The organism is Halochromatium glycolicum, from assembly GCF_016584085.1.
Taxonomy (GTDB): Bacteria; Pseudomonadota; Gammaproteobacteria; order Chromatiales; family Chromatiaceae; genus Lamprobacter; species Lamprobacter glycolicus.
In genome coordinates this window covers 62,944-75,932 of record NZ_NRSJ01000011.1, presented here as the reverse complement: position 1 = coordinate 75,932, position 12,989 = coordinate 62,944, and the positions used below count along the sequence as shown (strand labels likewise).

General features: G+C 64.3%; 11 protein-coding genes. 3 read left to right on the top strand and 8 right to left on the bottom strand.

Annotated features, from left to right (window positions below):
* Positions 1–10 precede the first annotated feature (10 nt).
* Positions 11–553 (bottom strand): restriction endonuclease subunit S, encoded by a 543-nt coding sequence (locus CKO40_RS08225; protein WP_200345723.1) that lies wholly within the window; start codon positions 551–553, stop codon positions 11–13.
* Positions 554–1,049: 496 nt separating this feature from the next.
* Between CKO40_RS08225 and CKO40_RS08220 the strand changes: the two genes are divergently transcribed.
* Both CKO40_RS08220 and CKO40_RS08215 read left to right on the top strand, forming a co-directional pair.
* Positions 1,050–1,487 carry a putative toxin-antitoxin system toxin component, PIN family gene (locus CKO40_RS08220; RefSeq protein WP_242476906.1) on the top strand — a complete coding sequence of 146 codons (438 nt, stop codon included), beginning with the start codon at positions 1,050–1,052 and terminating at the stop codon, positions 1,485–1,487.
* Entirely contained in the window at positions 1,487–1,729 is a 243-nt protein-coding gene (locus CKO40_RS08215) for a hypothetical protein (protein ID WP_200345721.1), read from the top strand. The genes CKO40_RS08220 and CKO40_RS08215 overlap by 1 nt, the downstream gene beginning before the upstream one ends.
* Positions 1,730–1,813: 84 nt before the next feature.
* Here CKO40_RS08215 and CKO40_RS08210 read toward each other — a convergent pair whose 3' ends face one another.
* Positions 1,814–2,362, bottom strand: a complete 549-nt coding sequence (locus CKO40_RS08210; protein WP_242476905.1) for an ExeA family protein — start codon at positions 2,360–2,362, stop codon at positions 1,814–1,816.
* Positions 2,363–2,981: 619 nt separating this feature from the next.
* On the opposite strand from CKO40_RS08210, the gene ltrA (CKO40_RS08205) reads away from it, so the two are divergent.
* Positions 2,982–4,433 (top strand): group II intron reverse transcriptase/maturase, encoded by a 1,452-nt coding sequence (gene ltrA / locus CKO40_RS08205; RefSeq protein WP_200345720.1) that lies wholly within the window; start codon positions 2,982–2,984, stop codon positions 4,431–4,433.
* Here the strand turns inward: ltrA (CKO40_RS08205) and CKO40_RS24250 are convergent.
* The 6 genes from CKO40_RS24250 to CKO40_RS08170 all read right to left on the bottom strand — a co-directional run bounded on the left by CKO40_RS24250 (position 4,423) and on the right by CKO40_RS08170 (position 12,973).
* Positions 4,423–4,809, bottom strand: coding sequence for an AAA family ATPase (locus CKO40_RS24250; protein WP_242476904.1), 387 nt, complete (start codon positions 4,807–4,809; stop codon positions 4,423–4,425). The two genes, ltrA (CKO40_RS08205) and CKO40_RS24250, sit on opposite strands and share 11 nt — an antisense overlap.
* On the bottom strand, positions 4,809–6,836 hold the full coding sequence (locus CKO40_RS08195) for a DDE-type integrase/transposase/recombinase (RefSeq protein ID WP_338074147.1): 2,028 nt from the start codon (positions 6,834–6,836) through the stop codon (positions 4,809–4,811). Before CKO40_RS08195 ends, CKO40_RS24250 begins: the two co-directional genes overlap by 1 nt.
* Before the next feature lie 328 nt (positions 6,837–7,164).
* Complete coding sequence (ltrA, locus tag CKO40_RS08185) at positions 7,165–8,493, bottom strand: group II intron reverse transcriptase/maturase (protein ID WP_200345718.1); 1,329 nt, start codon at positions 8,491–8,493, stop codon at positions 7,165–7,167.
* Between the two features lie 838 nt (positions 8,494–9,331).
* Positions 9,332–9,865 (bottom strand): substrate-binding domain-containing protein, encoded by a 534-nt coding sequence (locus CKO40_RS08180; RefSeq protein WP_338074151.1) that lies wholly within the window; start codon positions 9,863–9,865, stop codon positions 9,332–9,334.
* A 200-nt stretch (positions 9,866–10,065) separates the two neighbouring features.
* Entirely contained in the window at positions 10,066–10,749 is a 684-nt protein-coding gene (locus CKO40_RS08175) for a hypothetical protein (protein WP_200345717.1), read from the bottom strand.
* 25 nt (positions 10,750–10,774) lie between these two features.
* The gene (locus CKO40_RS08170; RefSeq protein ID WP_200345716.1) at positions 10,775–12,973 is read right to left on the bottom strand and encodes a putative porin; all 2,199 of its coding nucleotides are present in this window, start codon (positions 12,971–12,973) and stop codon (positions 10,775–10,777) included.
* Between the last annotated feature and the right edge of the window lie 16 nt (positions 12,974–12,989).

Sequence of the window (12,989 nt, the reverse complement as noted above, 5' to 3'; positions counted from 1 at the left end):
GCGCGGGCGGCTAGTTGAGCGCGTCACCGGCTGCCCGCTCTGCCATCGCCTCGGCGGCATCCATCAGCTCCGGGTCATCAACGGGCTCCGCGCCGTCCGGGTCCGGCGGCGCGTCGGGCTCGTCCGGCAGCGATGGCAGCGAGACGACGCGCACGTCCAGCTTGCCGGTGACCACGTCAGTGACGAGGCGGGTGCGGTATTCGCGCAGTAGGTCGATCTCGCGCATGGCGCTTGCTCTTGCGATCGCGATCGGAGAAATCTGCTGCTCTACCGATTGGGCGATCGCCACTTGCTCGTCGCGCGGCGGGACCAAGAGAGCAAAACTCAAGGAAAGCAACTTCGTTTCTCGAAGGCCCGTGTTTCTGTCTTTCCTCAGTCGGAAGGCAGCAAACCCCGGTGCCAGCTCCCAATGCGAGGGGACATCACCGAGCCAGTCGAGACCCGTCGATTTGACCCGTGGATAACGCCGCAGTCGGATACTCACGAAGGATTTCCAGCTAAGAAACTGTCCATCAACGTCTTCCCGATTTGAGGGGCACTGTTGGACGATCATCGGGAAGTAGAAAATGGACAGCCACTAAGCGTCGTGTTGGGGGCACTTGAGTCATTCGAGCCATCCTCAGGCCGTTTCATACTTGGCGGCGCCACGACCTGGGGCATTCGAGCCACTTTTGAGGCCTGCTCAAGCGGCGGCGTCGCGCGCACTGCACCGGATGCGCCAAGATGCCGTCAGGCCGCAGACCTCGTGGACACGCCCGAGGCCGGCGTGCTACGTCGGAGCGACGGCGGCGCCCCTCGCGCGGGAAGCGCGCGCCCCATGCCGGGGGCGCAGATCAAAGCCCGGATGCCTGAGGCGATTTCTGTCAAAGCTCATACCGCCTTGCTGGTCTTTTCGCTCGCCTTCTTCGTCGCGCCGCCGGTCACATAGCCCGGCTATGCTCCCGGCGACGCTCCTCGAAGGCAAACGAAAATCCTGCGCAATTCGGTACGAGCTTTTCCGGCAATCGCCTGAGCTTGACAGCAACTCGGCGCATCATATGCTATGCGATATGAGATCGTTGCGCGTGGTCCTCGACACCAATGTCCTGGTCGCAGCATCCCGAAGTCGGCGCGGTGCAACCTTCGCGCTGCTGCGGCTGTTGCGCGCCGGGCGTTTCACCCTGCTTGCTTCCGTGCCGCTGTTGCTGGAGTACGAGGCGGTGCTGAAGCGGCCGGAGCACCTGCGCGTCGGCGGGCGCACGGAGGCGAAGACGGATGCCTTTCTGGACGCCTTGTGTCTGCGCTGCGAGCCTGTGCAGCTTTTCTACCTCTGGCGCCCGCGCACCCGTGATCCGGCGGACGACATGGTGTTGGAAACGGCCTTGAACGGACGGGCGAATCATTTGGTGACCTTGAATACGGCCGACTTTGCAGCCGCAGCGCAATTTCGGCTGAAGGTGCTGACACCAGGCGCGTTGCTGCACCAACTGAACAACGAGGCAAGCTGATGGCCAACTATGCATTGCGGGTACCCGAATCCTTGTTCGCCTATGCACGCAAGGTGGCGGACGAGGAGAATGTATCGATGAACCAGTTCTTCGTCACCGCCATCGCGGAGAAGGTCGCGGCGCTCAAGACCGAGACCTACTTCGGTGAGCGCCGGGCGCGCGGCGATCTCGCCGATTTGGACGCCTGGCTCGACGCGAGCCCGGACAATCCCCCCGAGCCCGGCGACGAGCTGCCCGAGTGATGGCCCGCGACCGACGCGGCTGGGCCCCGGGGGGGTCATACAGGCGTGTTAGCTCCCACACTCATTCACCGTTCTCTGCTCAAGCTATTCCGCGAGCATGAGCTGAGACTGTCCCGGATTGATCACACCGGTGAGAGAAACGGAGAAGGCCGCACTGGTCAGGGCATAGTGCGCCAAGCGATTGACCTGACGCGGCATCCCCTGCGTGGCCTGAAACAACGCCTCCACCGCAGCGGACTCAAATAACGGCAGCTCGCAGCCGGCCAGACGCAAGCGATGGCTGAGGTACGCCGGCACCTCCTCGCGTGTCAGCCCGCTCAAGTGATGCCGCACCACGATGCGCTGCGCCAGTGACTCATGCACCGCCATGCCCAAGCGCCGGCGCAGCTCCGTGAGCCCAACCAAGAGCAGACACAGCCGGTTCTCCGAATCCATGTTGTAGTTCGTCAACAGGCGCAGATCCTCAAGCACCTCATTGCGCAGGTGATGCGCCTCATCGACGATCAGCACCGGGCGCTGCTTCGCCTCCAGCGTCAGGCGCGTGATCTCCAGTCGGATCGAACGAAACGCCGCCGCGCGGTTGCGCTGCACCGGCAGGCCCAGCTCCCAGGTGATGGTCTTGTACATATCCATCACATTGGTGCGACACGAGGTCGCACGTGTATTTATCAGGGAACTTGAAGATCCGGTGTTCTGCCACCGGTACCCTACCGGGCCGTGCGTTGGGGGTAACCCCGGGGTGCGAAGCGTCCGGGACACTGTAGCCTCCGCCTGATAAGCGGGCAACTGAACCACGAGGGGACGTTGTGACTGCCAGCCTCACGGCGGTCGGGAGCTGGGTTGAGGGGTATGGCCAACTCAGGTGAACCGCCGTTGAGCCGTCGTAAGGGATAGCATGCCAAAGAGGCTGTCAGGCATGGACCAACAGGTATGCAGTCAGGTCGAGGAGCCCAGTTTTCTCCTTGCGCAGATGTTGTACTGCCGGCGGAGAGGCGGGGCCTAAGCCCCTCGGGAATGGTACGCGTGCGGAACGTGGTAAGCCCAATCGTCCCCGCAAGGAGGGCGGCAAGTGGTCCGCAAGGGCTCACCGACGGGCGAGTGGGTATAGGAGTTCGGAGGAAGCGAAGGCCGCGCTGTAATCGAGCGGATAGGGGTTCGAACTTTGCCCTACCCCGAAAGGGGGCTGACTTCCGACAGGTCTCGAATCACGAGAAAGGTGCGACAAGGTGCAACCCGGAAGGTTACTTAGACGATGAACGCCATGGGCGTCATTGAAGGCCCCCGGGGCGCGGCGGCACGCTGGTCCTCGATCGATTGGACCAAGATGCGTCGCCACGTCGACCGCTTACAAGCCCGTATCGTGAAGGCGGTCAGGGCAGGCAAGTGGCATCGTGTGCGGTGTCTGCAACGCCTGCTCGCCAACTCGTTTGCCGCTAAGCTCTTGGCGGTAAAGCGGGTCAGCTCCAATCGGGGCAAACGCACTGCAGGAGTCGACGGCATCGTGCTAGAGACCCCTGCGCAGAAGTGGCGACAAGCTCTGCAGTTGAACGCGAAGGATTACAAACCAAAGCCGCTCAGACGGATCTACATCCCCAAGAAGAACGGAAAACGCCGCCCCCTCGGCATCCCAACGCAAGCCGATAGGGCCGAACAAGCCCTGGAATTGCTTGGGCTGGACCCGGTGTCAGAGACGCTGGCCGACAGGTGCTCCTACGGTTTTCGCAAGGAGCGCTCGACGCAGGACGCGATGGCTGGTTGCTTCAACGCACTGTGCCGGGGTAAGAGTGCGGAATGGATTCTGGAAGGGGACATCCGGGGCTGTTTCGACCATCTTGATCACGATTGGCTGGTCGAGCGTCTCCCCACCCACAAAGGACGATTGCGCGCTTGGCTGAAGGCCGGCTACCTGGAACGCAAGGTGTTCTATCCAACGGCAGAGGGGACCCCGCAAGGCGGCATCGTTTCCCCGACAGCGGCCAACATGGCCCTCGACGGCTTAGAAAGGCGTTTGTACAAGCGCTTCAAGAGCCATCAAAAGGTCAATCTGGTCCGGTATGCCGACGACTTCATTATCACCGGCGTCTCTCGGGCGCTGCTCGATGATGAAGTCAAGCCTTTGGTGATGCGGTTTCTGACGGAACGCGGACTGGCGCTGGCGGAGGAGAAGACGCGCATCGTCCACGTCGACGAGGGCTTCGACTTCCTCGGCTTCAATTTCCGCAAGTACAACGGTACGCTGCTCATCAAGCCGGCTAAGTCCAGCATCGCAGCGGTAAAGGAGAAGGCTCGGGACATCTTCAAAACGGGCAGAACCCTGCCTCAAAGCGTCCTGATCCAGCGACTCAACCCCGTGCTCCGGGGCTGGGGCAATTACTACCGCCATGTCGTGAGCAAGGACACGTTCTGCGACATTGACCACGCGATCTGGCGTATGGCATGGAACTGGGCCATACGACGCCATCCCCAGAAAGGCCGTCGGTGGATCAAGGAGCGATATTTTGACCACAAGGAAGGCCGCGACTGGGTGTTCACCAACGGGTCGGTCACGCTCTTTCGGATGGCGACCATCCCGATCCGCCGCCATGTCAAGGTACGGGGCGACGCCAATCCCTACGATCCGGCGGACGCCGATTATTTTGCGGCTCGTCGTGCTCGTCAGAGAGGGCAAGTCCCTGCCGTTCGACCAACATGGCTCACCTGGTGACGCGTCTTAGCCACCACCCCGTTGACCGGCGGATGCTTGACGGCATCTTATCGAGGCTTGAGCCGTGTGCGGTGAAAGTCGCATGCACGGTTCTTAGGGGGCGGGGTGACGCTAACGTCACCCTGCTACCCGACCCGGTGGAGAGCGGGATGTAGAACACCCGATACAGCCCGGGGTGCAGATCCGCGGCCACCTTACGGCACACGGTGGTCTTCCCGGAGCCGGCCTCACCGGTGACCAGACCGATGCCGCGCAACTCCAGGAGATGTTTGAGCCGCGCCTCGGCCTCGCTGAGGCTGGCGGCGGCGAACAGCGCATCCGGTGGCGGGGTCAGATCAAACGGAAACGCCGTCAGGGCGAAGTGCTTGCGGACCATCAGCGTCGCTCCCCAATGTCGTCATCGCCGTCAGCGAACTCACGCAAGCGCAGCGCCGAGGGCGCCGGCTCTGCGACCGGGCCATCGACCGCCACGGTGCGCGACGGGCGATCGCGTTTCACGAAGCAATTGGCGTCGGTGTCCACCGGCCGCGCCATCGCCAGGCGCTCGCCCTGGAAGCAGACCTGGATCGGGCGCTCGGGCGGTGCACTGGGATCGAAGCGCAAGGTCACATTCTCCCCGATGAGTGCGGCCTCGACCTCATAGAGCACCCCGTTGAGGCTCACCGTGCGATCCTTCTGCACCTTGCGCACCGCCTCGAGCAGGAACAGATCGGCCAAATCGACATCGGGCTCGACAAAGCGCACCCCAGAGCCGGTGCGGGCCCACTGCTCCAAGGGTGTGGCGCCCTCCAGGCCGCGATGCGGGCTGTGGTGATACTCGCCCTCGATCCAGCCGGCCAGACGCCGGTTGAGCGCCGTGAGGCTGGCCAGATCGGCCTCGGTGAGCCGGGTCAGCAGCTGCGCGCGCACGGTCTTGAACCAGCGCTCGATCTTGCCCTTGCCCTGCGGTTGATAGGGCCGTGCATGGATCAGCGCGATGCCAAGCTTGGCGCAGACCAAGGCCAGATGCTTGGAGCGGTAGTTCGCCCCGTTATCGACAAAGAGCTTCTTCGGTAAGCCCCGACGCAGGATTGCCTGCTCGAGCACCGGCAGGAAGGTGGCGGTGTTCTCCGAGAGGGCAAAGGCCGCGTGCGGGATCACCCGCGTGGCATCATCGATGAAGGCGATCAGGTAGGTCTTGCGCCTGACCCGCTCACCGACCACCACGCTCGGGCCGTGCATGACATCGCTCATCCATAGCTCGCCGGCGTGCTCGAAGGCAAAGCGGCGTCGATCCTGGGGATCACCGGCTGTGTTGGCGCGCTCCATCAATCCATGACGAGCCAACAGCCGATGCACGGTCGAGGGCGGCAGCGGCAGATCGGGCGGGACATCAGGGCGCTCGCGCACGGCGCGGATGACCGGCTGCACCGAGAGCGCCGGGTTGCCCTCCTTGGTGGCCAACAGCGCCTCGACCACGCTCGGCGGTAACCCACGCACCTGGCCGCGGTCGGCCCGGGGCTTGGGCAGCAGCGCCTCGAAACCACCGCGCCGATAGGCCTTGAGCCAATCGCGAATGGTCTCCGCGGCGATGCGGGTGCGGCTGCTGCCGGGGATGGTGTACTCGCGCGCGGCCTTGGCGGCGATCGCCGCATACAGGCCCTTGGTGTCTGTCGGCCATTGGGCCAGCTCGGCGATCACCCCGTAGCGAAACAGGGCGATCTCTCGCTGACGCTCGGTGTCAGGGTCGTTCATAGCGGCAAAGTCCACAAAACGCAGGCCCGTTGCCTGCGCTCGTGACCCTAGGCCACCAGCCCGGGCGGGTCCGCCCCCGCTCGGTGTTGGCGGGCGCTTTTCAAGCCCGCCCCCCGGCTGACGCCGGGGGCAGAATCCAAACGGCCTTGGCAATTCTTGCAGCCAGGGCGCGGCGATCCCGCGCAGCGCCACCAAGACCTCTGAGACGCCGAGCATGAGGGCAAACGCCAGCAGTGTCGGCACGCAGGCGCCAAAGCGCTCCGGCAGCAGCCCTTTGATCACGACCAAGGCCTGATGCACCGCCTGCACGCGGCGCGTGACGAAACGCTGCACGCCCGGCAGTTCGATGTCTAAGCGCAGTCCGGCACAGGCCGCCGCCTGGCTCGGCGCCTGCTCCACCGCGCGCACCACGGCTTCGACCTCGCTGAGCTGTCCGCTCAGGCGCGCGGCATAGCAGTCCGGCAGCAGACTGAAGGTGCGATGCCCCTCAGGGCAATAGTAGCGGGTGATCAGGGTTCCAGGCGGGGAGACGCGCGCATCGGTGCCATGACGGGCGAAACCGCAGCCGCCGTGCGGATGCAGCGGACAACGATCGAGTGTTGCCTGCTGCCAGTCCCGGCGCTTAACGTACTCCTCGCCGGTGTGCGAGTAGGCAAAACGCAGTTGCACCGGCTCCGGCCTGCCCACGGCTGCAACCGGGGCGGGCCACCTCTTCTGATGAATCGAGCGTCTTGCGATTGTCGCCGATGCGCCCGGCCACCGCTCGGCGGTGACGCCTGTGAGAACCCGCCTTCAACTACCGCCCGCTTTGCTCCACCCGATCCTCAATCCACCGGTGAACCAGTGGCTGCGGTTATTGGCGGTGGTTTGCGGATCAGGGAGGGAAACAACACCCCCTGACGACATGCCGGGTCGCCACGGGTGATTGCTCACCCGTGGCTCCCACAGATCCGGACGAGCCCAATTCGGGCATCCGGCTCCTCGATCGAGACAATCGCTACGTGGCATAGATGCTGTGAACCACACGCGCGGGCGGGAGTGGGTAGCGCTGGGCAAGGCGAGCGAACGCCGCCCAGTTCAGGCGTGTCGCCCGAGAGCGACGGTTCAGCCACTTGCGCCAAAGACGACGGACCTCATGACGGAATCGGGCGAGCGCTCGCGCGTTGCCGGTGATTCCGTAGTAGGCATCGTGGCCTCTGAGCTTGCGGCTGAGCACCTGCTGCTGTTCCGCCACCGGACGGTGACGGTTGCGCCGGCACCAGTCGCCGATCTGCCGCAGGGCGCGGCTGAAGCGGGTCTTGGCGGTCTTGCGTTGCACGACCCAGTGCCCCTTGCGGGAGCGCCCCCAATAGTGGCTGAAGCCGAGTAGGTCGAAGCTGCGCTCACGTTGTGCGCGCGGCTCCTGTCCTGCCCTCGGTGGGCTGCGAAAGTCCACCAATCGGGTCTTCTCGGGGTGGAGGGTCAACCCAAAGCGCGCGAGGCGCTTAGGCAGGACCTCCAGTACCCGCCGAGCGTCGTCTTCCCGCTCGAAGGCCAAGGTCGCATCATCGGCAAACCGCACCAGAAAGGCGCGGCCGCGCAGACGCGGCTTGACCTCGCACTCGAACCAGGTATCGAGCACCTCGTGCAGGTAGAGATTGGACGCCAGTGGGCTGATCACCGCCCCCTGCGGGCTGCCCCGCTCGGGATAGCGGATCACCCCTTCGTCCATGACCCCGGCATGCATCCACTTGCCCAGTACGCGGCGGATCACGCCGTCACGCACCCGTTGGTCGAGAAAGGCGTTGAGATGTTGTCGTTCCATGCTGCCAAAGAAGTCTTGGATGTCGAGGTCGATCACCCAACCACCGCCGATGTCCATGAGCCCCTGCCAGAGCGCGTCGAGCGCTTGGTGGGCACTGCGTCCGGGCCGGAAGCCATACGAGCAGTCCAGAAAGTCCTGCTCGTAGATCGGCTCCAGCACCCTCAGCACCGCGCGCTGGAGCACTTTGTCTTCCAGTGTGGTGATGCCAATGGGACGGGTCTTCTTGGTGCCGTCCTTGGGGATGTGGACACGTCTGACCGGTGGCGCCCGGTAGCGTCCGCTCTTGAACCGTTCGAGCAGGTCGCTCAGGTTCGCCTGCAGATCGGCTTCGTACGCCTCGGCGGTGACGCCATCCACCCCAACCGCGCCGTCCTTGCGCGTGCGCCGGTACGCTTCTTCCAGCCACATCAGGTCGATGTGGTGTGCCAGCGTGGTCAGCACCCTCTCGGGTGCCTCGCTCGCCAAGTTCGCGATCTTCTGTTGTGTCGTGGAGATGATCTCGCGCTCCGATGTTCGCGTCATCTTGCCCTCCAGAAGGTGTTTAGACCGACCGGCCGCTTCCCTCGAACGGGTCCGCTGGGGTGCGTTCCCCGCCGTCATCAGTCGTATCAGCCGGCTCCGATTGCTCAACCGTCATCGCGCCGCACCTCTGGCCTTCGCTTGGCGCTACCTCGTCGTCGGTCCTGTTCGCGCCCGTCGGCTGGACCAATGCCGACGGTGACCTGGGCGGCTTCTACTGCGGCGCCCGCACCGCATCGTTTGACGAGGAACGTCTGAACCCTCCCAGGTTCCTGGGTGACCCTTGCGACCATGCCCTGCTCTCCGACCCCGGTGGAGTGCGCGCATCAGGCCACTGTCAATGCGCTCACTGTTGCCTTCCGCCTTTTCGACAACGTCGGCTCCACGTTCACTCTTTCGAGGCTCTATCACACGGCCTAGCCGCCCCCTGTGTACGCTTCGCAGGCAGGGTCGCCCCTGCACCGCGCAACACTCGGTTCCGGTGGATGGCCAACCTTACCGGTTCGGGACTTTCACCCGGCGGGTCACAAGCAGCGCGGCCAGCAGCACGGCCGCGCCACCATGTTCCTCCTCCAGATCGAGCGCAAATTCGGCCCCCGAGCGAGCCAATCCGCGCCAAGGTCACACAAACCGACCCCGACACCCTGCTTGCCTGGTCCGAGCGCATTCTCGACGCCCAGAGCTTGGAGGAGGTACTGTATTGAGGGGCTGGGGGATAATGAGCGGCCTGTAGGCGAGCGGGAGCGCGGCGTCAATCGCCCCCAAATGCATTCCTGCATCGCAGTCAGGCGCCGCCGCGCGAATAGCGCCGACCGATGCCGCCGGAACTGCCCGCCACCGCTTAGACGACGTCGGCCGAGCCCCTCTTCTCCTGCACCGTTGTCTTGTACTCGCCCTTACACAGCGCCTTCTCCTTGAAGTAGCCATAGGTGCCGGAGATCGTGTTGCGCCCGAACAGCTCGATGCGCCGCTTCGACCAGGCGTAGAGCAGCTTCAGGTCACCCCAACTGAAGATGTCCCGATTCAGCCCGCAGCCGCGCGTCGCGGAAAAGATCGCGTCGACCTGTTTCATGCTCAGACCCTTGATCGGCTTGTCCCGGCTCACGTAGACCGCAAGGGTGTCGATCGCCACCGGGATCGCCGTCGACTTGTAGCCGAAGGTGCCCTCGAACTGCGCCTCCTCCGCCTTCTTCATGACGCGGCTCATGGGTCCGAGGTTGGAGGGACCGGCAATGAGGGCCGGAGGCGCCGTCGATGAGCCAGCCGCCTGGATGTCGATGCTCACGCCCGGGTAAATGCGCTTGAAGGCATCGGCCCACAGCGACATCAGGGTCGCCAGCGTGTCGGAGCCGACGCTCGAGAGATGACCGGAGATACCGTCGGCCTTCGTTTAGTCGGGCAAGCCCGTGTCGGCTGTGGCGGGAGCGGCCAAGGAGCCAAAGGCCAGCAACAGACCGGCGGCCAGGGAAGCGAGGCGCTTAAGGGCAGGACGCATGGCTTGTTCTCCTCTGGAGTAGTTGCACGCCATGTCGGATAAAGGGTAGCGGCCGGAACCGCCTGATACCGCGACGCCTCTCAGCGTCGCAGCTCGAAGCGCAGATCCTCGAGCTTGTAGCGGTAATCGGCGATCGCATTCTCGATCGCCACCGCGCCGAGACCGGTGAGCGGCTCGTGCTGCTTGAAGGCATCCCAGAAGCCTTTCTTCTCATAGCGCTCGAGCAGCTCGGTGTTGACCTGGAGCAGCTCCTTGTTCTTGCCCTCGCAGTCCTCGATCAACCGCTGACGCTTCGCACTGACGTCCTCGAGCTCGGCCGTCTTGCCGCGCAGACCGCGGATCATCACCGCTGCCTCCTGCAGCCGCCCGTTGTATGTATCGATGATCTCGCGCGTGCGATCCTGGCTCTTCTGCAACAGATCTCGTAGCTTGGTGTCGGTCTCCTTGTAGCGGTCGAGTGCATCGCTGGTGCGCCCGAGCTTGAGCTCCAGCTGCTTGGCACTCGATTCCACTCGCTTGAGGTCGGACCCCAGCTCTACGATCTCCCTCTCGAGCTGGGCGTTGCGCGCCTGCAGCTCCGCCTTTTCCTTGGAGAGCTGGCGCATGAGGAATTGCATCTTGGCCATCGCCTGCTGCTCGCGGCTGCCGCCACCGCCGCCGCGGGCACTCTGCGCGACCGTGTCGCCAGCAAGTCCAACGAGCAGGACGGCTAACAGTGAGGCACAAATACCGATTGCGCTAAGACTCTTCGGTTCTCGATGCATTGCGCTCCCCATCGTCTTGCCGGTATCAGAACTTGGCGTTCAGATCGAGCTGCAGCACGTCCACACCCAAGGGCGGTCCGTCGATCTCATTTGCGCTAAGCCAACGCAGACTCAACCAGGTGTTGTCGTCCAGCCCGTATTCGCCACCGAGAATGAATCCCTTGGCATCGGTGCCGCCGAGGTGGAAGTCGGAATCGGTGAAGGCGTCGAGCACGGCATCGCGCTGCAGGGACTTGTAGGCACCAAACAGTCGCCAGTTACCGCGACGGTCGATCTTGGGCCAGCCCACGGACAGCCCTAGCTGCCAGCCATCTCTGCGCGCTTCGATGCGGGCGCCCGTGCGGCGCTCGATCGCATTCTCATCAAAGCCGATGTTTCGGACGTAGTCGCCGAGCAGGACCACGTGGATCGGGGCCAGCTGCGCGAAATCGTACTCGGCGGTCAGGTTGACCAGCTCGTAGTCCGCGGCCAGGGCGTATAGGTTTGTGCTCGGATCAAGGTCGTTGCGGATGTCGAACATGGAGTTGCCCTTCTGCACGAACTCGGGCGCTGTCCAATCGTACTCGGTCGAAAGGTACTCGTTGCGCCTTCCGGCGATGTTCTGATAGCTGTAGTAAGCCACCCCGGCCTTGAAGGCCGACTGATTCTCGAACATCAGCTCGGTACCGAGCTGCGCGCCGTAGAGCCACTTGTCATGAGAAGACAGCTCGACCTCCTGAAGAGGGAAGGCGCCCAAAGTCAGGAAGGCCGTGTCGGTTCGGTCTTCCATGGCGAACAGGTTGCCCGAGCCCTGCAGGTTGTAGCGAAAGGTGACGGCCATCCCCTGGAAGGTCAGATCGGAATCCCACACGAGATCGGTGGAATACCAGGGATTCTTGAAGCGCCCACCATAAAGCGTCATCCAGGGATAGCCGTCGTCGGACAACCTGGTGTACTTCAGGTAGGCGAGGTCCAGACTCAGGCTGTACTTTTCCCCGTAGCTCCCCATGGTCTGATTGGTCGAGATCGGGTCGCCCTCGTTGCCCGTCGCGAGGCGAAAACCGGCCTCCACGGAATTGGTGACCTTGGCCGTCAGGCCGAGGCGTGCCCGCACCCGAGCGCGCCAGCGGTCCATGGTGGTATTGAGAAAGGCATCCCTGCCGGCCTCGACCACTCCGCCCGCATCGTTGATGGCGTTCCAATCAGGATAGGAATAGGGCTGGTTCTTCTCGGCAAAGAGGTCGCCCTGGCCCCGTACACGAATGTCACCGTAAAGCTTGATGCGGTCGATCCAGTCGGGCAAGGCGTCCGGAACGCCCCATCGCTCCTCCTTCGCGTGCCGCAGCACGTCCTGGGTGACGTCGGCGCGCAGCTGGGCGCGCACGTCGTTGCGGATGTCCTCCTTGATAAACTCCGGTACGTACATCACACGCACCGCGTTGCCCTCCGCCCCCGCGTCTGCGACTGGGATCGGCGCCATCCGAGCCGCCGGCGCCTCTTGAGTCTCAGCGACGGCTGGTGCCGCCGCGGCCGGAGCAGGCGCCGGAGCGACTCCCGAGGCCGGAGCCGACGCCATTCGCGCCTCTCGCGTCTCAGCGGCTGCTCGCACTGCCGCCTTGGACTCGGCCTGCTCGACGATGGATTCAGCCACTGCCGCACTCAGCACACCCTGCTCGACCAGCGCCGTGACCAGGTTGGTGATCGTGTGCTTGATCTCGAGCAGCTCCTCCCGCGCGCCGTCCGCCGCCGCATGCGCCGCGGCCGGCGCCACGCTCGCGGGCGCGACTGGCGCGCTCTCCCCCGCCACCTCCGCACCTGTCTTGACACCTGCTCCCGCGCCCTCAACCGTTGCAGCCGCCTCAGCCGCAGGCATCGGCGGCTCCGTCCTCTCGACGGTCACTGCAGTCCCTGCCGGCACCCCGGCGTGGCTCGCCGCTGACGAATCGCCGACGGCCGTCTGCTCGGGCCTTCGCTCCGCGGGCGGGCTTGGCGGCTTCTCCGCGCTCGAGGCTGCCGCTTCAACGCCTTCAATGGGTGCGAGCAAGTTTGCACCGATCGCATCCGCGCCGACCGCGGGCGGCGGCGCCTCGTCGGCTGAGTCAGGCGGCGCTATGGCCTGGCCGACCGCGACCCCAAGCACCACCCCGAGCGGAAGGCTCAGTCCCAGCGCAACGGCACGTGCCTGTTTGGCGCCGCTCGTCTTGAGCTTCGGATTAGTCTTGGTATTCGGGTTCGTGTTGGTCATTGAGTCGCCAATCAAT

Coding starts and splice junctions, on each gene's coding strand:
- CKO40_RS08225 (WP_200345723.1), bottom strand. CDS start 553: ATGATCGTCCAACAGTGCCCCTCAAATCGGGAAGACGTTGATGGACAG.
- CKO40_RS24250 (WP_242476904.1), bottom strand. CDS start 4,809: ATGGTCCGCAAGCACTTCGCCCTGACGGCGTTTCCGTTTGATCTGACC.
- ltrA (WP_200345718.1), bottom strand. CDS start 8,493: ATGACGCGAACATCGGAGCGCGAGATCATCTCCACGACACAACAGAAG.
- CKO40_RS08175 (WP_200345717.1), bottom strand. CDS start 10,749: ATGCATCGAGAACCGAAGAGTCTTAGCGCAATCGGTATTTGTGCCTCA.
- CKO40_RS08215 (WP_200345721.1), top strand. CDS start 1,487: ATGGCCAACTATGCATTGCGGGTACCCGAATCCTTGTTCGCCTATGCA.
- CKO40_RS08170 (WP_200345716.1), bottom strand. CDS start 12,973: ATGACCAACACGAACCCGAATACCAAGACTAATCCGAAGCTCAAGACG.
- CKO40_RS08220 (WP_242476906.1), top strand. CDS start 1,050: ATGAGATCGTTGCGCGTGGTCCTCGACACCAATGTCCTGGTCGCAGCA.
- CKO40_RS08210 (WP_242476905.1), bottom strand. CDS start 2,362: ATGGATATGTACAAGACCATCACCTGGGAGCTGGGCCTGCCGGTGCAG.
- ltrA (WP_200345720.1), top strand. CDS start 2,982: ATGAACGCCATGGGCGTCATTGAAGGCCCCCGGGGCGCGGCGGCACGC.